Genomic DNA, 19083 nt, shown 5'->3' on the forward strand with positions numbered 1-19083 from the left:
GGCGGCCGCCGATGGCGACCGCACGCCGGTACGACGGGATCAACCGCCCTGCGGCAGACGCGCGACGAACTCGCCGATCATCGGGTTGGCGAACGCGAACAGCAGGCCGACCGCGACGCTGATGATGAACGCGGCGTCGATCAGGCCGGCGGTGATGAACATGCGGACCTGCAGCACCGGGATCAGTTCCGGCTGGCGCGCGGCCGATTCCAGGAACTTGCCGGCCATGATGGCCAGACCGAGGCCGGCGCCCAGCGCGGCCAGGCCGATCATGATGCCGACGGCGAGGACGGTGGAGCTCTGGACTTGGGCGAGGTTGGTCAGGACGGCGAAGTACATGGTTTTCTCCAGGAACAAAGTTGCTTGAGGATGGTGAATCGAACGAAGGGTTGCTTAGAACGCGTGAAACAGAAACGTCAGTGGCTGTCTTCCGCCAGGCTCAGGTACACGATGGACAGCATCATGAAAATGAACGCCTGCAGCGGAATCACCAGCAGGTGGAACAGCATCCAGCCGAAGCCGAACGCGCCGCCGGCCAGCGCACCGAGGATGCCGGCACCGCCCAGCACCCAGATCAGCAGGAACACGATCTCGCCGCCGAACATGTTGCCGAACAGTCGCATCGCCAGCGACACCGGCTTGCTCAGCCATTCGACGATATTGAGGATCAGGTTGAACGGCAGCATCCACTTGCCGAACGGCGCGGTGAGGAATTCCTTGGTCATCCCGCCCACGCCCTTGGAGCGCAGCGAGAAGAACAGCATCAGGAAGAACACGCTGATCGACATGCCCAGGGTGGCATTGACGTCGGCGGTGGGCACCGGCTTCCAGTAGTGCACGCCGACCCAGCCCAGCGGGATCGCGAGGAAGTCCGCCGGGATCATCTTGATGAGGTTCATCAACAGGATCCAGAAGAACAGGGTGATCGCGATCGGGGTCACCAGCTTGCTGGTGCCGTGGTAGGTGTCCTTGGCCTGGCGGTCGACGAACTCCAGCATGATTTCCACGAACGCCTGCCACTTGCCGGGCACGCCCGCGGTGGCCTTGCGCGTGGCCAGCCAGAAGCCGAACACCATCAGCAGGCCCATCAGCAGCGACATCACCAGGGTGTCGACATGCAATTGCCAGAACCCGCCTTCCTGCACCTGGAAGGTGAGGTTGTGCAGATGGTGCTGGATGTAGGAGGTAGGGGTTTCTGCCTCGCCCGCCATGAGTCCTGAGCCTTTTCTTGATTCGATCAACGCCTGGCCAGAGCCAGAACCTGGAACATCAGCCCGACGGCGATACCCGCCAACAGGGCCAGAGGAGGCAACCGCCACCAGGCAAAGCCCAGCGCCAGCACCGCGAACACCAACACCCACTTCAGCACCATGGCCACGATCAACCGCGCCAGCGCCGAACCCGCCGCCTGCACGCCGCCATTGAGCGCGGTGCGTGCGGCCAGCCATCCCCCTGCCACGGTCGCCAGCCCGGTTGCGGCGGCGCCCATCGCGTATTTCGGTCCCAGCAGCAGGAACAGCAGGGACACCACGGCCACCGCCACCAGCGGGTAAATCGCTGCGCGCAGCATCAGCCGCCGACCCGCATCAACGGAGTTCAGCACAGAAAATCCTGCAATTGGTGGTGGATTGAGGACGTCTTCGCGTCCGTCGAGCCGCGGAATTATAGCAATGGGACAATTTGCGAGACAACCGCCAGGGGTCCTGGCCGCGTCCGAATGCCCATCCGCCCGTAGACGATAACACGGCCACCGCCCGCCGCCGGCGCCGAATGCGGCGTTGCAGCACGCCTTTGCGGAGGAACTTTCTGTCCACTGCGCTGTCTGATCGGACAGGGACTGCGCCCATCCTCGTCGGCCCACAGCGCAGACCCACCGAGCCCCGGTCCTCCCGGGGCTCTTTTCGTTGCGCGTTCTGGGACGGGCGTGGCGGCCCGCGCCACCATACCTTCACGAATGGTGGACGCGAATTTAAGGATAGTGACGGCACGCGGTGGCCCTGCCATCGACGCCCCATCCAAAAAAATCCCAAGACGACGGAGCTTGCCCCCCCATGAAACACTTGCTTGCCCTGGCACTGCCGTGCGCGCTCGCCGCCGCTTATGCGCTGCCCGCCCACGCCGAAGACGGCGACGACCGCTTCACCCTGCGCCTGGGCGCGATGAACGTCGACAACAACAACACCCTGCGCGGCAACACCGTCATCAACGGCAATGCCATCTCCGGGTCGCAGGACTTCAAGCTGGGCGGCAAGGAGTGGGAGCCGCGCGTGGACGGCGTGTTCCGCATCAGCACCCGCCAGCGCCTGATCTTCGACTACTTCAAGTACGACAAGGACCGCCGCGAGGAGCTGGGCCAGGACGTCAGCTATGGCGGCGTCACCGTGCCGTCGGGCAGCTTCGTCAAGGGCCAACTGAAATATCAGGTCGCCAGCCTGGTGTACGACTACTCGGTGATCGATACGCCGCAGTTCAGCATGGGCCTGCAGCTCGGTGCCGAGTGGGCCAAGGTCAACGGCAAGGCCTATGCCGACCTGGGCCCGCTGTACACCGGCACCTTCGTCGACGAAAGCGACGACGGCGCCGCGCCGGTGGTCGGCCTGCGCTTCACCGCGCACCCGAACGAACACTGGCTGTTCAATGTGCAGGGGCAGTACGTCAACACCAAGTGGGGCGATTTCAAGAAATACGACGGCGACCTGAGCCGCGCCAACGCCATCGCCGAGTATCGCTTCACCCGCAACTTCGGCATCTTTGCCGGCTACGACTGGTTCAAGCTCGACGTGGACCGCAAGGGCGGCAACGCCGCGATCGGCCTGAAGCAGGAGTTCAAGGGTCCGGTCGCGGGCGTGACCTTCGCGTTCTGATCTTTCGGGACCCGGAACCCGGGACCCGCGAGCGGTTCCATGCAGAACCCCGCAGCGATGCGGGGTTTTGTCGTTCAACGGGGTGCGCGGCAGATCGCAGAGGCGGTGGCAGCGACTGCGGCAGCCGACACAGGCTCACGGCGGCTTGGTCGCTCCCGCCACCAGCAGATGCTGGTGCGTCGAGCAGTAGCACTCGTCGTGCCAGCCGTAGTGCGGATCGGTGCAGATCGCATGCTGCACCGTCGCCGGCAGCGCCGCCACGTCGCTGCGCAGGTCGCGCTTCAGCGACACGAAGACCGAGCCCGGATGCGGCCAGTCGGTCCGGCGCGGCGGCTCGGCGATGCGGTTGCCGCTGGCCAGTTCGCGCTGCAGCAGCGCCTGCAGTTCGGGACATAGGGTGCCCTGCCCCACGGCAACCTCCATGCGTGGATTCACCACGGCCGCGACCGCACCGCACGCAGCGGCACGGTCGCGCCGGGCGGCGTCACTTCTTCTTCGGGATGTACAGGTCGGTGATGGTGCCGTCGTAGACCTCGGCGCTCATGCCGACCGATTCGCTCAGGGTCGGATGCGCGTGGATGGTGTGGCCGATGTCCTCGGCCTCCGCGCCCATCTCGATCGCCAGGCCGATCTCGGCCAGCAGGTCGCCGGCGTGCACGCCGACGATCGCGCCGCCGATGATGCGGTGCGTCTCCTCGTCGAAGATCAGCTTGGTGAAGCCCTCGGTGCGGCCGATGCCGATCGCGCGGCCGCTGGCCGCCCACGGGAACTTGGCCACGCCGACCTTCAGCCCCTTGGCCTTGGCCTCGGTCTCGGTGACGCCGACCCAGGCGATTTCCGGGTTGGTGTAGGCCACCGACGGGATCACCCGCGCCACCCACTCCTTCTTCTCGCCGGCGGCCACTTCCGCGGCCAGCTTGCCCTCGTGGGTGGCCTTGTGCGCCAGCATCGGGTTACCGACGATGTCGCCGATGGCGAAGATATGCGGCACGTTGGTGCGCATCTGCCGGTCGACCGGGATGAAACCGCGCTCGGTGACGTTGATGCCGGCCTTGTCGGCGCCGATCTTCTTGCCGTTGGGCGCGCGACCCACCGCGACCAGCACGCGGTCGTAGGTGGTGGCGGCCAGCGCCGGGGTCTCGCCCGCGGTGGCGGCTTCGAAGGTCACGGTGATGCCCTTCTTATCGGCCTTGACCTCGGCCGCCTTGGTCTTGAGATGGACCTCCACGCCCTGCTTCTTCAAGCGGTCGGCCAGCGGCTTGACCAGGTCCTTGTCCGCGCCCGGCATCAGCTGGTCCATGAACTCGACCACGGTGACCTTGCTGCCCAGCGCGCTGTACACGGTGGCCATTTCCAGGCCGATGATGCCGCCGCCGACCACCAGCAGGGTCTTGGGGATCTCCTGCAGTTCCAGCGCGTCTGTGGAGTCCATCACCCGCTTGTCGTCCCACGGGAAATTCGGCAGCTTCACCGCCTGCGAGCCGGCGGCGACGATGCAGTGCTCGAAACGCAGCAACTGGGTCTTGCCGTCCGCGCCGACGATCTCCAGCTCGTTCGGCGACACGAACGACGCCACGCCGGTGACGGTGCGCACCTTGCGCTGCTTGGCCATGCTGGCCAGGCCGCCGGTGAGCTTGCCGACCACCTTTTCCTTGTACTCGCGCAGCTTGTCCAGGGTGATCTTGGGCTTGCCGAAGTCCACGCCGAAATCGCCGGCATGGGCGACCTCGTCGATCACCGCGGCCGCATGCAGCAGCGCCTTGGACGGGATGCAGCCGACATTGAGGCAGACGCCGCCGAGGCTGGCGTAGCGCTCGATCAGCACCGTGTCCAGGCCCAGGTCGGCGGCGCGGAACGCGGCGGTGTAGCCGCCGGGGCCGGCGCCGAGCACCACCATCTTGCATTCGATGTCGGCGGGCTTGCCGCTGGCCAGCGCCGGCTTCGGTGCCGGCGGCTCGGCCGGGGCGCGGTGCGACGGCGCCACCGGCGGCTTGCTGGCCGGCACTTCGGCCGGGGCCGCGGCGGGCGCGCCGGCGGCGGCACCATCGGCGGTCTCCAGCAGCGCGATCACCGCGCCCTCGGAGAGGGTGTCGCCGAGCTTGACCTTCAGTTCCTTGATCACGCCGGCAGCCGCGGACGGCACTTCCAGCGTGGCCTTGTCCGACTCCAGCGTCACCAGGCCCTGGTCCTTCTTCACCGTGTCGCCGACGGCGACCAGCACCTCGATGACCGGAACGTCGCTGTAGTCGCCGATATCCGGGACCTTGACCTCAATGACCGCCATGCAGCTTCTCCTGTGGCCCTTCGCCGCGGCGAGGGGCGTTTGCAGTTCGTCGGCGCGACCGCGCAAACAGGCGGCGCGCGCAGGTGGGGGAAAACCGGCGCCGCGACGGACGCGGCGCCGTGACGACAGGGCTTACAGCAGCACGCGGCGCATGTCCGCCAGCACCTGGCTCAGGTAGGTGGTGAAGCGCGCGGCGGCGGCGCCGTCGATGACCCGGTGGTCGTAGCTCAGCGACAGCGGCAGCATCAGCCTGGGCGCGAATTCCTTGCCATTCCAGACCGGCTGGATCGACGACTTGGACACGCCCAGGATCGCCACTTCCGGCGCATTGACGATCGGGGTGAAGGCGGTGCCGCCGATGCCGCCGAGCGAGCTGATCGAGAAGCAGCCGCCGCTCATGTCGGCCGGGCCGAGCTTGCCGTCGCGCGCCTTCTTGGCCAGCTCGCCGCTCTCGCGCGCCAGCTCGACCACGCCCTTCTTGTCCACGTCGCGGATCACCGGCACCACCAGCCCGTTCGGGGTGTCGGCGGCGAAGCCGATGTGGAAGTACTTCTTCAGGGTCAGGTTCTCGCCGCTGGCATCGAGCGAGGCGTTGAACTCGGGGAACTGCTTCAGCGCCGCGGCGCTGGCCTTGAGCAGGAAGGCGAGCATGGTCAGCTTGATGCCGGCCTTCTCGTTCTCCTTGTTCAACGCCACACGCAGGGCTTCCAGGTCGGTGATGTCGGCCTGCTCGAACTGGGTGACGTGCGGGATCATCGCCCAGTTGCGCGCCAGATTGGCGCCGGAAATCTTCTTGATCCGCGACAGCGGCTTGACCTCGACCTCGCCGAACTTGGCGAAGTCCACCTTCGGCCACGGCAGCAGGTTCAGGCCATTGCCGCCCGCGGCGGGCGCGGCACCGGCGGCGGCCGGCGCGGCGCCGGACAGCGCCGCCTTGACGTAGCGCTGCACGTCGTCCTTGGTGATGCGGCCACCCTGCTCCGAGCCGCTGACCTGGAACAGGTCCACGCCGAGTTCGCGGGCGAACACGCGCACCGCCGGGCTCGCATAGGGCACCTTCTGCGGCAGCACGCTGTCGGCGTCGAACGCCACCGGCGGGCTGCTCTGGGTGGCGGACGGCGCGGCGGCCTTGGCCGGCGCCGTGGCCTGGACCTGGGCGATCTCGCGCTGGGCCAGCTTGTCCGGCGCGGACGAGGCCGGCACCGGCTCCACGCCGCCGCCGGTCTCGGCGCTGGGCTGGACCGCGGACGCGGCCGGCGCGTCGGCATCGCTGCCGGCCACCTCGATCAGCGCCACCAGCTTGCCCTCGGACAGGCTGTCGCCGACCTTGACCTTGAGTTCCTTGACCACGCCGGCCACCGACGAGGGCACTTCCATCGTCGCCTTGTCCGACTCCAGGGTGACCAGGCCCTGATCCTTCTTGACCGTGTCGCCGACCGCGACCAGCACTTCGATCACCGGCACGTCGCTGTAGTCGCCGATGTCCGGCACCCGGGCCTCGACCACGCCGGCGGGCGCGGCCGGGGCCGGCTTGACCGCGCTCTGCGCGGGCGCCGCGGCCGGAGCGGCGGCCTGCTGGGCCGGCGCGGGCGTGGCCTTGGCGGCCGCAGGCGCGGCGGCTGCGGCGCTGGCGCCGCCCTCGGCCACTTCGATCAGCGCCACCACCTTGCCCTCGGACAGGCTGTCGCCGACCTTGACCTTGATCTCCTTGACCACACCGGCGAACGGCGACGGCACTTCCATCGTCGCCTTGTCCGATTCCAGGGTGACCAGGCTCTGGTCCTTCTTCACCGTGTCGCCGACGGCCACCAGCACTTCGATTACCGGGACGTCGCTGTAGTCACCGATATCGGGGACAAGTGCTTCCTTGATTTCGGCCATGCGGGGAACTCCGGCAACTAATGAGGGGGAAACCCCTATTGTGGCGGCCCGCAGCCGCAGCGCCAACCTTTGGCGGGCAAAAAAGCCCGATCGCCTGCAGGGGGCGCCACTGCCGGCGGACAGTACGCCGGCGCATGTTGCACAGCCATCGCCGGTGCACCGCCTTCACGGCGCCACGGCTAGGCTCGCCGCAGATTTCCGGAGGGCAGGCATGCGGATCCTGGTGCTGTTGATGGCGTTGGCGATGCCGTTGGTCGCCTGGTTCTCGCAACGCGGCGCGTTCGGCCCGACCAACGGCGCCATCTCCGACCGCTACCCGACCCTGATCGTCGCCGCCGGCTACGCCTTCGCGATCTGGGGGGTGATCTTCCTGCTCGACCTGGCCTTCGGCCTGTGGCAATCCAGCGCGCGGCGCCGTCGCATCAGCGCGCTGGCGCAGGTGCGGGCGCCGGCGGCGCTGGGCTTCGCGCTGACGGCGGCGTGGATGCCGGTGTTCTCGCAGCAGCACTTCCTGTTGGCGCTGGCGGTGATCTGGACCGCGCTGGCGGCGATGCTGCTGGCCGCGCTGCGGCTGTCGCGCGACCCCTCCCCCGAATCCGGCCAGACCCTGTGGGCCTGGCTGCCGCTGTCGCTGCACGCCGGCTGGCTGTCGCTGGCGGCATTCCTGAACACCGCGCAGGTGATCGTGGCCTACCGCTGGCTCTCGACCGAGCGGATGTTGCCGTGGAGCCTGGTGCTGTTCGCGTTGGCGGCGGTGCTGCTGCTGGGCATGAACCGGGCCATGCGCGGCAACCTCGCCTACGCGGCGGCGGCGCTGTGGGCGCTGGCCGCGGTCTACGCCAAACAGGCCGCCAGCACGCTGGCCGGTGCGCAGACTGCGGCGTGGGTGGCCTTGCTGCTCGCCGCGGTGCTGGCGCTGCAGACCCTGTGGCTGCGCCTGCGCGCGCGGCGCTGATCCATGGACGCAACGCCAGCGCGCCGCCAATCACCTGTTTTTGCCACATCGCGCTGTCTCGCAAGAGTGGCTTCGGCCGCGCCAGCGCTGTCGGGATCGCCGCGTCGCGGCTGAAGCCGCCCCTGCGCGTGTGCCTCGCGCGTGATTGGAGGCACCCGTCAATCGCCAGCCATCGGCACCCGCAGCCATTGCTGCAGCGGCGACCACGCCTGCAGCAGCCGCGGCCAGGCGAACGCCGCATTGGCCGGGCTGCTGGACGGCAGCGCCAGCAGCACCAGCGGCGGATCGCGCAGCGGCAGGTGCGGCTGCACGAAGCGCGCGAACGCCTGCGCCGCCGCCGCGCCATTGCAGGCGATGGCGCGCAGCTGCGGCAATTGCGCGATGCGCTCGGGCAAGGCATTGGGAATTTCGCTGCCGCGCACGATCGCCGCGTCCAGGCTGCCGCGGCGTCGGCACTGGCCGATCACATCCCACAGGCCCACGCCGGCCGCGTGCAGCGCCTGCATCCGCGCTTCGGCGTCCAGTGCCGCATCGAAGCCGCACAGCGCCGCCATCAGCGGCCAGAACCGGTTGCGCGGATGCGCGTAGTAACGCGCCTGCTGCAACGACGCCGCACCGGGCATGGAGCCGAGCACAAGCACGCGGCAATCGTCGCGAATCCGCGCGGGCAGGCCCTGCAACAGCGGCTGCGTCGTCACGTCGCGCGCACCTGGATGAACAGCCAAAAGCCTTAAAACCTCGTTATTTCAAGCATCGGGCGCAAGTGCCTGAACGTCGCCTGCATTCGTCCGGCGAGGGTCGGCGCCGATTCATCTTCTCATCGATACGGTGTGCGCGCCCACTCCCGTGGCCCCACAAGAAAAAGATGAGGAGATACCCCATGCGGTCCATTCAGATCCTGAGCCTGGCTGTCGTGTCCGCCCTTGCGTTTGCGCCCGCCGCATTCGCACAGGATGCCGATACCGCTTCCGGCAAGCACTTCTCCGTCGTCGGCAGCGCGACTCTGCTCGACCCGCATTCCAAGCCGGCGGCCGGCCTCGACGTCGATGGCGGCCCGGCGCCCACCATCAGCGCCAGCTGGCTGATCGACGACAACTGGGCGGTCGAACTGTGGGGCGCTGCCGACAAGTTCAACCACCGCGTCAAGGCCGACGGCATCGGCAAGGTCGGTACCGTCGAGCAGCAGCCGATCGCGCTGAGCGGTCAGTACCACTTCGGCCAGGCGGACAACGTGTTCCGTCCGTTCGTCGGCGTCGGTTACTACGAGTCCAACTTCAGCAACGAGAAGCTGGCTGGCCTGAACCCGGACCAGCACATCAGCCTGGACACCGCCAAGGGCGCCATCGGCACCGTCGGCGTGGACATGAACATCAACTCCACCTGGTTCGCCCGTGCCGATGCGCGCTACATGCACTCGCGTCCGGAGCTGAAGGTGGCCGGCGAAGGCACCGGCGAAGACCTGAAGCTGGATCCGTGGCTGTTCAGCTTCGGCGTCGGCGCGCGCTTCTAAGCGTTCCGTCTCCAGCGTTTGCGCAAACGGGCCCGCAAGGGCCCGTTTGTTTTTGTGCGTGCGCCGGATCGAGCGCGCGACCAGCGAAAACCGCAGTGCGCGTGCACGCGGGCGCGGCCGCCTTCAGCGCGGCGAGCGATCGAAACCGCGGTAGCGGTCGAACCGGCGCAGGCGCCGCCGCAGCAGCCAGGCGTAGGCGCAGGCATAGCCGAGCAGCAAGGCCGCGGCGGCCAGCAGACTGGCATGACTCATCCAGCCCTCGGTCGGCCACGCCGCACCATCGGCCAGACTGCGCCAGCCCTGCCACAGCCCGGCACCGATGCGTACCGCCACCAGCGCGGTCAGGCCCAAGACCAGCCACAGATTCGGCGTGTAGTGCAGCCCGTGCGGCAACGGCTCGAAGCGGGTGGCGACGATGCCGAGCGCCCCCAGCGGTACGCCGATGCCCCAGCCGGCCAGCGCATGCGTGGCCGCACCGGGCCACCAGTGCGCGGCGATCAGGGCGAAGACCAGCAACACCACGCTGGACAGCAGCGCCGACCACAGTTGCACCGCGACCAGCCAACCGCGCGCCTGACGCCGCGCCGTGCCCACGCGGAACCGCTGCAGCAGCGACAGCGGCAAGAGCACCGCGGTCACCGCCAGCGCGATCACGATCGCCAGCGGAATGGCCAGCAGCAGCGGCATGCGCGTGGCCGATCAGAACGCCGGCAGCACCGCGCCCTGGTACTTGCGCTGGATGAAGGCCTTCACTTCCGGGCTGGTCAGCGCCTTGGCCAGCTTCTGCACGCGCGGATCGTCCTTGTTGTCGCGACGCGCGACCAGGAAGTTCACGTACGGCGAATCCTTGCTTTCGATCGCCAGCGCGTCGCGGGTCGGGTTGAGGCCGGCGTCGAGCGCGTAGTTGGTATTGATCAGCGCCAGGTCGACCTGGTCCAGCACCCGCGGCAGCATCGCCGAATCCAGCTCGCGGAACTTCAGCTGCTTGGGATTGGCGACAATGTCGCGCTGGGTGGACAGCGCATTGCTCGGGTCCTTGAGCTTGATGACCCCGGCCTTGTCCAGCAGGATCAGCGCGCGGCTGTTGTTGCTGGGATCGTTGGGGATCACCACGTCGGCGCCCTGCGGCAGCGCGTCCAGCGACTTGTAGCGGCGCGAGTAGGCGCCGAACGGCTCGATGTGCACGCCGACCACGGTCACCAGGTCGCTCTTGCGGTCGCGGTTGTAGGCCTGCAGGTAGGGCTCGGTCTGGAAGTAGTTCACGTCGATCTGCTTCTGCACCACCTGGTCGTTGGGCTGCACGTAGTCGTTGAACACGCGCACGTCCAGGGTCAGGCCCTGCTGCTCCAGCATCGGCTTGACCACCTCCAGGATCTCGGCGTGCGGCACCGCAGTGGCGGCGACGCTGAGATGGTCGCCGGCGGCGCCGGCATCGGGCTTGCCGCAGCCGCCGAGCACGAGCACAGCGCTGGCGAGCAGAAGGCGGAACGGGAATCGGGTCATGGCAGGTATCCGGAGAAACGGGGGGAGTGGAGGAGCGCGACCCGCGGCCGCGATGCGTGCACGCTAGCAGACGGCCGTGCAGGCGGGGCGATCCATGCGCGTGGGAACGGCTTCAGCCGCGACCGCTCCACCGGTCAGGGGCGCGCTGAAGCCGTTCCTACCGCGGTACGCAGGACATCAGCGCCGGCTGTAGTGCGCGACCAGGCGGTCGCCGAGCATCTGCAGCGCCTGCACCAGCAGCAGCAGGATCACCACGGTCACCAGGGCCACGTCGGCGTGCGAGCGCTGGTAGCCGTCGCGGTAGGCCAGGTCGCCGAGGCCGCCCGACCCGATCGCGCCGCCCATCGCGGTGAAGCCGATCAGGGCGATGGTGGTCACCGTGGCGCCGGCGATCAGGCCCGGCCGCGCTTCCGGCAGCAGCACCCGCGTCACCAGTTGCCAGGTGGTCGCGCCCATCGCCAGGCTGGCCTCGACCACGCCGCGGTCCACTTCGCGCAGTGCGGTCTCCACCAGCCGCGCGTAGAACGGCGCCGCGCCCACCACCAGCGGCAGGATCGCGCCGCGCACGCCCAGCGAGGTGCCCATCGCCCACAGCGTCAGCGGGATCATCGCGATCATCAAAATGATGAAGGGCACCGAGCGCAGCACGTTGATGACCAGCGCCAGGCTGCCGTACAGCAGCGGCTTCTGGTGGGTCTGGCGCGGGCCGGTGAGGAACAGCAGCACGCCCAGCGGCAGGCCGATCAGCAGGGTCAGCGGCAGCGAGCCGCCGAGCATCAGCAGCGTATCGACGGTGGCGCGACCGATCTCGCTCCACTTGCCGGCATCGAGATTGCGGAAGAAGCCGGTGGCGGCGGTGGCGATCGGACTCATCGGCGCAGCTCCTGCACATGCACGCCGGCCGCGACGAAGGCGGCCTGCGCCGCATCCATGTCGCCGCCGACCAGGGCCACGGTCAGCTGGCCGTAGGGGGTGTCCTTGATCCGGTCGATGCGCCCGGACAGGATGTTGTAGTCCACCGCGGTGGCGCGGGCGATGCGCCCGAGCAGCGGCGCGTAGGTGTCGGCGCCGAGGAAGGTCAGCCGCAGGATGCGCCCGTCCACGGCGGTGAAATCGCGGTACAGCTCGGCCTCGTCGACGTGCTCGGCCTCGGACACGAAGCGCTTGGTGGTCGGATGCTGCGGGTGCAGGAACACCTCGGTGACCGGCCCGCTCTCGACCAGATGCCCGGCATCGAGCACCGCCACGCGATCGCACACGCGGCGGATCACTTCCATCTCATGGGTGATCAGCACGATGGTCAGGCCCAGCTCGCGGTTGATCTGCGCCAGCAGCGCCAGCACCGAGGCGGTGGTCTGCGGGTCCAGCGCGCTGGTGGCCTCGTCGCACAGCAGGATCCGCGGGCGAGTGGCCAGGGCGCGGGCGATGCCGACGCGCTGCTTCTGCCCGCCAGACAGCTGCGCCGGGTACTTGCCGGCATGCGCGGCCAGCCCGACCCGCTCCAGCAGCTCGGCCACCCGCGCGTCGATCTCCGCGCGCGGCGTGCCGGCCAGTTCCAGCGGGAACGCGACGTTGCCTGCGACCGTGCGCGAGGACAGCAGGTTGAAGTGCTGGAAGATCATGCCCACGCGCTGGCGCAGCGTGCGCAGCCCGGCGCGGTCCAGCGCGGTGACGTCCTCGCCGTCGATGATCAGGCGACCGCCGCTGGGTTCCTCGAGCCGGTTGATCAGCCGGATCAGGGTCGACTTGCCGGCGCCGGAATGGCCGATGATGCCGAACACCTCGCCGGCCTCGATGCGCAGGTCGAGCGGATGCAGCGCCACGACCGGCTGGCCGGCGACGGAATAGGACTTGTGCAGGCGCTCGAACTGGATCAACGCGCGGGACCGGCAGCGACGGGGGGCGCAAAGCCTAGCAGGCCAGGATGGCGTGCGTTATTCCATTCGATTCTAACGTAGGCGCGCATCGCGGGGCCTAGGGGCGTGCCTGCGGCGGCGGATGCGCCACCGCGCGGATCCGCTCGCGGTGCAGCAGGTACAGGCCGCTGGCGACGATGATCGCCCCGCCCACCCAGGTCCAGGCGTCGGGCAGCTTGCGCCACAGCAGCCAGTCCCAGGGAATCACCCACAACAGGCCGCTGTACTCCAGCGGCGCGACCAGCGAGGCGTCGCCGCGGCGAAACGCCTGGGTCAGCGCCACCTGCCCCAGCGCCCCGGCCAGGCCCATGCCGGCGATCCAGCCGGTGTCGGCCGGGCGCAGCGGGGTCCACTCCGGTAACGCCAACGCGCCGGCGCCCAGCGCCATGATCAGCAGGAACCACACCACCAGCGACTGCGACGTGTCGGTGCGCGCCAGCAGGCTGACCAGCACCGAGGCCACCGCATACGCGATGGCCGCCAGCAGCACCATCAGCCCCGGCAGCGAGACGAACCCGTCCATGCCCGGGCGCAGCACCACCAGCACGCCGACCAGGCCGACGCCGATCGCCGCCCAGCGCCGCGGACCCACGTATTCGCCGAGCAGCGGCACCGACAGCGCCGCCACCAGCAGCGGCGCGACGAAGTAGATGGTGTAGGCGGTGGACAGCGGCAGGCTGCGCAAGGCCCAGGCGAAACAGCCGATCATGGCGATGCCGAGCACGCCGCGCAGCAGGTGTAAGCCCCAGCGCACCGGCCAGATCGCGCGCGGCCCGGCGCTGGCCAGCACCCACACCAGCACGAACGGCAGCGAAGCCCCACCGCGCAATGCCGCGACCTGCAGCGCCGGATAATGCGTGCTGAGCTGCTTCATGGACGCATCCATCAGCGAGAAGAACGCGACCGCAGCGATCATCCACGCGGCGGCGGCATTGGAACGGGAGTTGGGCATCGGCGCATTATCGCCGCGATCGGCGATGTGCGTGGTGCCGGGGCTCATCGCGTCGGGACTGAAGTCCCTCCCACATGGCTCCAGCCCCGGCTGCATCGGCTGACACAGCCTTCTGTGAGAGCGACTTCAAGACATCTCCTGATCGTCGGGACTGAAGTCCCTCCCACATGACTCCAGCCGGCGCACCGGCCGATGCCGCTTCTTGTGGAAGCGACTTCAGTCGCGACGCGCGGCGCCCACCAACGCACGACATTGCGCAACGCGCCGGAACCGACATCCATTCCACGCTGCACCTGCCAGCCCCTGCGACACCTGCGCTGCCACTTCCCACCTGCCGCGCCCCACTCCTCGCCCGCACGTCTTACGATAGGCATCTTTGCCGAGGACTTGCCCATGCCTTCCTTCGATATCGTGTCCGAAGTCGACAAGCACGAACTGACCAATGCCGTCGACCAGGCCAACCGCGAGCTGTCGACGCGCTTCGACTTCAAGGGCGTGGACGCCAAGTTCGCGCTCGACGAGCAGGTCATCACCCAATCGGCGCCCAGCGACTTCCAGGTCAAGCAGATGACCGACATCCTGCGCGCACGCCTGCTGGCGCGCGGCATCGACGTGCGCTGCCTGGAATTCGGCGACGTGGAGACCAACCTCGCCGGCGCGCGGCAGAAGATCACCGTCAAGCAGGGCATCGAGCAGAAGCTGGGCAAGAAGATCGTGGCCACGCTCAAGGAAGCCAAGCTCAAGGTGGAAGCCCAGATCAACGGCGACAAGCTGCGGGTCAGCGGCAAGAAGCGCGACGACCTGCAGGACGCGATCGCGCTGCTGAAGAAGAGCGATTTCGAGCTACCGCTGCAGTTCGACAATTTCCGCGACTGAAGCCGCCGCGCAAACGCCTCGCGCGTCATCGCCATGCCGGTGCAAGGGTGCAGGACGACCACCGCGTGGCGATGGTCGTTCTGCAGTCGACCGCGCGATATCGTCGCCACGCTGCGTGAGTGCACACGGCTGCGCATCGCCTCGCCTTGCAGGGCGGCACGGCAGACAGGCGATACGCCCATGTCGCGACCTGCGCATGCCGTCCGGCCTGCGCAAGCAGGCATGCCGGCATGACCACGCGAGCGCATCCCGGCCATTGCAGCCCATGCGAAAGCGACGCACTCCGCATCGGAACGAGACGACACCACGCAACGGCACTCCCGCCTCCGCGCCGGGACGCGGACGCCTAGCGCCGCAATTTCTTGCTAGGCACCCGCGGTGACGCCCGCGGCCAGCATTCTCCGCCCCTGCGCCACTTCGGCTTCCAGGTCGTGCGTCCAGATCCAGTCGAAGCGCTGCGCCAGCGTCTGCGCCAGCCGCGTATCGTCGGCGCCGGCCTGCGGATCGCGCAGTTCGTACAGCTCGCCGGCCTCGCGCGAGGTGCGCTGCACGCGGCAGGCGCGCGGCAGGCGCAGGCGCTCGTAGACCTGCAGCAGGGCCGGCAGATCGCCGCGCGTCAGGCCAGGCGTGGCCAGCAGTTGCGCCAGCAGATAGGCATCCTCCAGGCCCTGCCCGGCGCCGGCGCCCTGGTGCGGCAACATCGCGTGCGCGGCATCGCCGATCAGCGCCAGCCGCCCATGCACATAGCCGGGCAGCTCGGCCAGATCGTGCAGCGCCCAGTGCGTGGGCGTGTCGATGCACTCCAGCAGCGTACGCGCCGCCTCGCCCCAGTGCGCGAACGCCTCCAGCATCTCGCGGCGGCTGGCCTCGCGTACCCAGGCCTGGCCAGCGCGCCATTGCGGCGCCGGCTCGCTGCGGTCGGAGACGAAGGCAACCACGTTGATCAGCCTTCCCTGCTTCACCGGGAAGGTCAGGATGTGCGCGTCCAGGCCCAGCAACATCTGCGGCACGTCGACCAGGTGCGCGTCCACGCCGCGGGCGGCGAAAGCGGCACGCAGCCGCGCGGCGTCGATCAGGCCGCGATAGGCGCAGGTGCCGGTGAAACGCGGTTCGGCCGGTGCATGGCCGAGCGCACGCAGCACTTCGCCGCGCATGGCGGACTTGATGCCGTCGGCGGCGATCAGCACGTCGCCTTCGTACTGGCTGCCGTCGGCGAAGCGCACGCGCGCCACGTCGGCGTCCTGGTCCACGGCGACTGCGCGTTTGCCGAACCTGGCCAGCCCGAACGGCAGGCGGGTGGCCAACGCATCGAGGAAGTCGGCGCGGTGCACCGACGACTGGCCGACGCCGGGCGCCAGGGTCTGGCCCAGCAGCCGCGCGTCCTCGCCGCGGCGCCATTCGAACCAGACGTCCTGCCATGGGGCGGGGGTGCGGTCGGCGAGTTCGGCATAGGGCTCGCCCATGCCCAGGCCGGCCAGCGCGCGTACCGCATTGGGGCCGAACGAGACGCCGGCGCCGATTTCGCCGAAGGCCGGCGCCGATTCGAACAGTTGCACGTCGAGATGGCGGTGCCGGCACAGGCCCAGGGCCAGACCGACGCCGGCGATGCCGCCGCCGACGATGCCGATGCGCAGGGGGGATGCAGGATTCATCTGGAGTCTCCGGTGGGGAATGTCAGTCGCGGCCAGCCAGCAGGATTTTCTCGGCCAGCAGCGCAGGCGCGCTGAAACACACTTCGTGGCTGCCCGGCAGGCTGACCAGACGGTAACCGCCCAGGCGCGCGCTCAGCCGCGGATGCCAGCCGTACTCGCCCGGCGGCAGTGCCACATCGTCGGTGGCATAGAGCCAGCTGCGCGGGATCTGCAGCTCGTGGAAACGCTTGAGCGGTACCGCGTCGAAATGGCTGCGCGCGGGGGTCGGACTCAACTGCGCGTACGCCTGCTGCGCCTGCGCCAGGTCGGCGTCGCCGATGAAGCCGTCGCGCCAGATCGGAAACGGCAGCATGATGCCGCCGTCGGCATCGACCGCGTTCTTCCACAGCGCCTGATAGTGCGGCGGCAACAGATCGAACAGCGCCTCGCCGTCGCGCAGCACGAAGGCGTTGTGGAAGATCAGCCGCTTGCAGCGCTCCGGCTCCTCCTCGGCCAGGCGTTGCACGATGCTGCCGCCCCAGCTGTGGCCGAGCACGACCAGGTCGCGTAGGTCGTGGCGGCGCACGTAGTCCACCACCGAGGCCACGCAGTCGGCGTGCGAGACGCGCTTGTCGGCGCCCACGCCATGCCCGGCGATGGTCGGTGCGTGCACCTGCACGCCGTGCGCGCGCAGATGGGCGGCGACGCCGTCCCAGGCGTGGCCGTCGTGCCAGGAACCGTGCAGCAACAGATAGGTTTGCATGGGGTCGTCTCCGTGTGGCTCAGCGGAAGGTCCAGCCGAGGCCGAAAGTGAGATAGGTGAGGTCGCGGGTCCCGGCCTGCACGCCGCCGCTGGCGACCGAACCGCCCGGTGCGTGGGTGACGCTGCCGGTCAGCGACAGCTGCGGCGACAGCCGCCAGGTCGCGCCAAGCGCGTAGTGGCGGTACTGCGCCAACGGCGCCAGCACCGCGAGTTGCGCCTGGCTGTCGGGGATCAGGCGGCTGCCGCGGGAATAGCCGGCCCGCAGCGACCAGGCATCGTTGAGGCGGTAGTCGGCACCCAGGCGGAACACGCGCTGGCTACGCCAGCCGAAGCCCGGACCGTTCGGATCGCCGAACGCGCCGCCCTCATCGACGCGATTGCCGTAGGAGCGCTCGCCGGCCCAGTCGATCCACAGCCAGTCGGCCGCCACGGTCAGCGCATCGCTGGCCTGCCAGGCCAGACCGACACCGGCCTGCTGCGGCATGTTCAGACGGCCTTCCGGCAGCAGCGCACGGTAGCGCTGCATCTGGCCGAAGCGGATGCGGCTGGACCAGGTGACGCCGGCGCTCAGGCGCGGCGCGAGCTGGCCGTACCAGCCCACGGCGACACCGTACCCGTAGGCCGCATCGGCCCCGGCCGACTGGAAGCCGACCCCCTCCAGGCCGGCGACGTGCAAGCGCTGGTAGGCCAGCCGCGGCGAGATGCCCAGGTACTGGTGCTCGCCCACGCGCCAGGCCAGGGTCGGCGCGAACACCACCTGCTGCAGCTTGGACAGGGTGTTGTGGCTGCCATACACCGGAGCGCCGTAGTCCAGCGCGACGCCGTGGCCGAACACCGACACCCCCAGGCTCAGGTCGTCGTTGAGTTGATGGTTGTAGCCGGCGGTGGGCACCGGAACCAGCGCATCGTCGCCGTAGCGGTTGGGGCCGACCTGCGCGCGCACCGGCGCCGCGATCAAGGTGAGGTCGGCGTCCATGCGGTCGCCGACCGCGCCCATGCCGGCCGGGTTGTTGGCGGACGCCGCCGCGTCCAGCGGCAACGCGATCGAGGTGCCGGCCAGGCCCTGGGTCTGCGCGCCGTAGCCGGGCAAGGCGACGCCGTTGTTGGCGGCGGCACCACCCGAAACCGCCGCCACGGTCCACAGCAGCGTGGTCCAGCGTGGCGTGCCCTGTCGTTGCGCCCTGCGGCGCATTGGATGTGCGAACTGCTGCATGATCGAGCCCTCCCTCCGAGCCGATGCGTGGGTGCGGCCGCCGACCGGCGGCACGCGGGGTCCGCACTGCCGTCGTGACGACCGGCAGCGCGGGATGTTGGAAACGGCACTCATCCTTTGTGCACGCGTCGGCCGACACGGCGACGCGGTACGACGCGAACGCAAGACCGTGCGCGCGACCGGTACGGACGCTCGCGACGATCGAAGCAGGAGACGACTGACCTCGGCGATGCATCCATGCGTCCGACACTGCCCCGCATCACACCAGGCGTCCAAGACCATGTCAGTCTCGTTTCATACCCTGCTGGTATGTTCATCGCGCGATGCGCGCTAGCACTGGATCTTCCGCGATGCAACATGCGCGTTCGATGGCGTGCATGCCGACGCAGCGGCAGCGTCGCCGCAGGCGCACGCCCGCATCGCTTGCGCAAACGCCAACGCCTGGACGCGCACGCACACGCGCTCTGCGCCGCCTCGGCAAGGTTGCGCATGCCAGTGTCTGCATGCCACTGGACACCCCGCGCGCCGCAGCGCGCAGACAGCCACGCACGCGCAGCGCAGCGGCGCGCGGCGCGCGGCGCTACACGGCACGGGCTTCATCGGGCGGCGGCGCGCCGCCATCGCACGCGCGCTGCGGCGGTGCGGTCCGGCAACGCAAGGTGGGCAACGCAGACACCGCTCAGGCGCTGCACTGCGGCGCAGCCTGGCACGCGCGCCGGCCTCCCGCGTCTCGGC

20 protein-coding genes are annotated in these 19083 nt (G+C 69.1%); 5 read left to right on the forward strand and 15 right to left on the reverse strand.

The features are described 5' to 3' along the window. Nucleotides 1-39: 39 nt before the first annotated feature. From atpE to SLW55_RS04195, 3 genes are all read right to left on the reverse strand, one after another. Complete coding sequence (atpE, locus tag SLW55_RS04185) at nt 40-339, reverse strand: F0F1 ATP synthase subunit C (protein ID WP_010340497.1); 300 nt, start codon at nt 337-339, stop codon at nt 40-42. Nucleotides 340-416: 77 nt separating this feature from the next. After that, the gene (gene atpB / locus SLW55_RS04190; RefSeq protein ID WP_017910289.1) at nt 417-1211 is read right to left on the reverse strand and encodes a F0F1 ATP synthase subunit A; all 795 of its coding nucleotides are present in this window, start codon (nt 1209-1211) and stop codon (nt 417-419) included. 26 nt (nt 1212-1237) lie between these two features. After that, complete coding sequence (locus SLW55_RS04195; RefSeq protein WP_026143249.1) at nt 1238-1603, reverse strand: ATP synthase subunit I; 366 nt, start codon at nt 1601-1603, stop codon at nt 1238-1240. A gap of 448 nt (nt 1604-2051) precedes the next feature. Between SLW55_RS04195 and SLW55_RS04200 the strand changes: the two genes are divergently transcribed. Further along, nucleotides 2052-2864 (forward strand): hypothetical protein, encoded by an 813-nt coding sequence (locus SLW55_RS04200; protein ID WP_017911696.1) that lies wholly within the window; start codon nt 2052-2054, stop codon nt 2862-2864. A 135-nt stretch (nt 2865-2999) separates the two neighbouring features. Here the strand turns inward: SLW55_RS04200 and SLW55_RS04205 are convergent, their stop codons facing one another. From SLW55_RS04205 to aceF, 3 genes are all read right to left on the reverse strand, one after another. After that, nucleotides 3000-3287 carry a hypothetical protein gene (locus SLW55_RS04205; RefSeq protein WP_150411109.1) on the reverse strand — a complete coding sequence of 96 codons (288 nt, stop codon included), beginning with the start codon at nt 3285-3287 and terminating at the stop codon, nt 3000-3002. 61 nt (nt 3288-3348) lie between these two features. Continuing rightward, nucleotides 3349-5148, reverse strand: a complete 1800-nt coding sequence (gene lpdA / locus SLW55_RS04210; RefSeq protein WP_152236502.1) for a dihydrolipoyl dehydrogenase — start codon at nt 5146-5148, stop codon at nt 3349-3351. Nucleotides 5149-5280: 132 nt separating this feature from the next. Further along, a complete protein-coding gene (aceF, locus tag SLW55_RS04215; RefSeq protein WP_320744665.1) occupies nt 5281-7029 on the reverse strand; it encodes a dihydrolipoyllysine-residue acetyltransferase in 1749 nt (582 codons plus the stop codon). Nucleotides 7030-7240: 211 nt separating this feature from the next. Here aceF and SLW55_RS04220 point away from each other — a divergent pair, with 211 nt between their 5' ends. Beyond that, a complete protein-coding gene (locus SLW55_RS04220) occupies nt 7241-7984 on the forward strand; it encodes a hypothetical protein (protein ID WP_295965367.1) in 744 nt (247 codons plus the stop codon). Nucleotides 7985-8142: 158 nt separating this feature from the next. Here SLW55_RS04220 and SLW55_RS04225 read toward each other — a convergent pair whose 3' ends face one another. Beyond that, complete coding sequence (locus tag SLW55_RS04225; RefSeq protein WP_295965366.1) at nt 8143-8682, reverse strand: DNA-deoxyinosine glycosylase; 540 nt, start codon at nt 8680-8682, stop codon at nt 8143-8145. Nucleotides 8683-8864: 182 nt separating this feature from the next. On the opposite strand from SLW55_RS04225, the gene SLW55_RS04230 reads away from it, so the two are divergent. Then, the gene (locus SLW55_RS04230) at nt 8865-9494 is read left to right on the forward strand and encodes an OmpW family outer membrane protein (RefSeq protein WP_017907486.1); all 630 of its coding nucleotides are present in this window, start codon (nt 8865-8867) and stop codon (nt 9492-9494) included. Between the two features lie 123 nt (nt 9495-9617). On the opposite strand, the gene SLW55_RS04235 is transcribed toward SLW55_RS04230, so the two are convergent. From SLW55_RS04235 to SLW55_RS04255, 5 genes are all read right to left on the reverse strand, one after another. Beyond that, entirely contained in the window at nt 9618-10181 is a 564-nt protein-coding gene (locus SLW55_RS04235) for a DUF1453 domain-containing protein (RefSeq protein ID WP_267102381.1), read from the reverse strand. Nucleotides 10182-10193: 12 nt separating this feature from the next. Beyond that, nucleotides 10194-10997: a MetQ/NlpA family ABC transporter substrate-binding protein gene (locus SLW55_RS04240; RefSeq protein WP_017907484.1), complete on the reverse strand. Its 804-nt coding sequence runs from the start codon at nt 10995-10997 to the stop codon at nt 10194-10196. Nucleotides 10998-11174: 177 nt separating this feature from the next. Beyond that, nucleotides 11175-11870: a methionine ABC transporter permease gene (locus tag SLW55_RS04245; RefSeq protein ID WP_017916296.1), complete on the reverse strand. Its 696-nt coding sequence runs from the start codon at nt 11868-11870 to the stop codon at nt 11175-11177. Beyond that, complete coding sequence (locus tag SLW55_RS04250; protein ID WP_267100674.1) at nt 11867-12874, reverse strand: methionine ABC transporter ATP-binding protein; 1008 nt, start codon at nt 12872-12874, stop codon at nt 11867-11869. Before SLW55_RS04250 ends, SLW55_RS04245 begins: the two co-directional genes overlap by 4 nt. Nucleotides 12875-12971: 97 nt before the next feature. Beyond that, a complete protein-coding gene (locus tag SLW55_RS04255; protein ID WP_152236508.1) occupies nt 12972-13865 on the reverse strand; it encodes a DMT family transporter in 894 nt (297 codons plus the stop codon). Here SLW55_RS04255 and SLW55_RS04260 point away from each other — a divergent pair. Beyond that, nucleotides 13786-13968, forward strand: coding sequence for a hypothetical protein (locus SLW55_RS04260; protein ID WP_295965469.1), 183 nt, complete (start codon nt 13786-13788; stop codon nt 13966-13968). The genes SLW55_RS04255 and SLW55_RS04260 overlap by 80 nt on opposite strands. Before the next feature lie 290 nt (nt 13969-14258). After that, nucleotides 14259-14741, forward strand: a complete 483-nt coding sequence (locus SLW55_RS04265; RefSeq protein WP_152236509.1) for a YajQ family cyclic di-GMP-binding protein — start codon at nt 14259-14261, stop codon at nt 14739-14741. 365 nt (nt 14742-15106) lie between these two features. On the opposite strand, the gene salA is transcribed toward SLW55_RS04265, so the two are convergent. From salA to SLW55_RS04280, 3 genes are read right to left on the reverse strand one after another with little or no spacing between them, the layout of a single operon-like run. Next, entirely contained in the window at nt 15107-16393 is a 1287-nt protein-coding gene (gene salA / locus SLW55_RS04270) for a salicylate 1-monooxygenase (protein WP_152236510.1), read from the reverse strand. A gap of 22 nt (nt 16394-16415) precedes the next feature. Then, nucleotides 16416-17135, reverse strand: a complete 720-nt coding sequence (locus SLW55_RS04275; protein WP_017915018.1) for an alpha/beta hydrolase — start codon at nt 17133-17135, stop codon at nt 16416-16418. A gap of 19 nt (nt 17136-17154) precedes the next feature. Further along, complete coding sequence (locus SLW55_RS04280) at nt 17155-18348, reverse strand: outer membrane protein transport protein (protein ID WP_043093398.1); 1194 nt, start codon at nt 18346-18348, stop codon at nt 17155-17157. Between the last annotated feature and the right edge of the window lie 735 nt (nt 18349-19083).

The organism is Xanthomonas sp. LF06-19 (genome assembly GCF_034105425.1).
GTDB classification, from domain to species: domain Bacteria; phylum Pseudomonadota; class Gammaproteobacteria; order Xanthomonadales; family Xanthomonadaceae; genus Xanthomonas_A; species Xanthomonas_A sontii.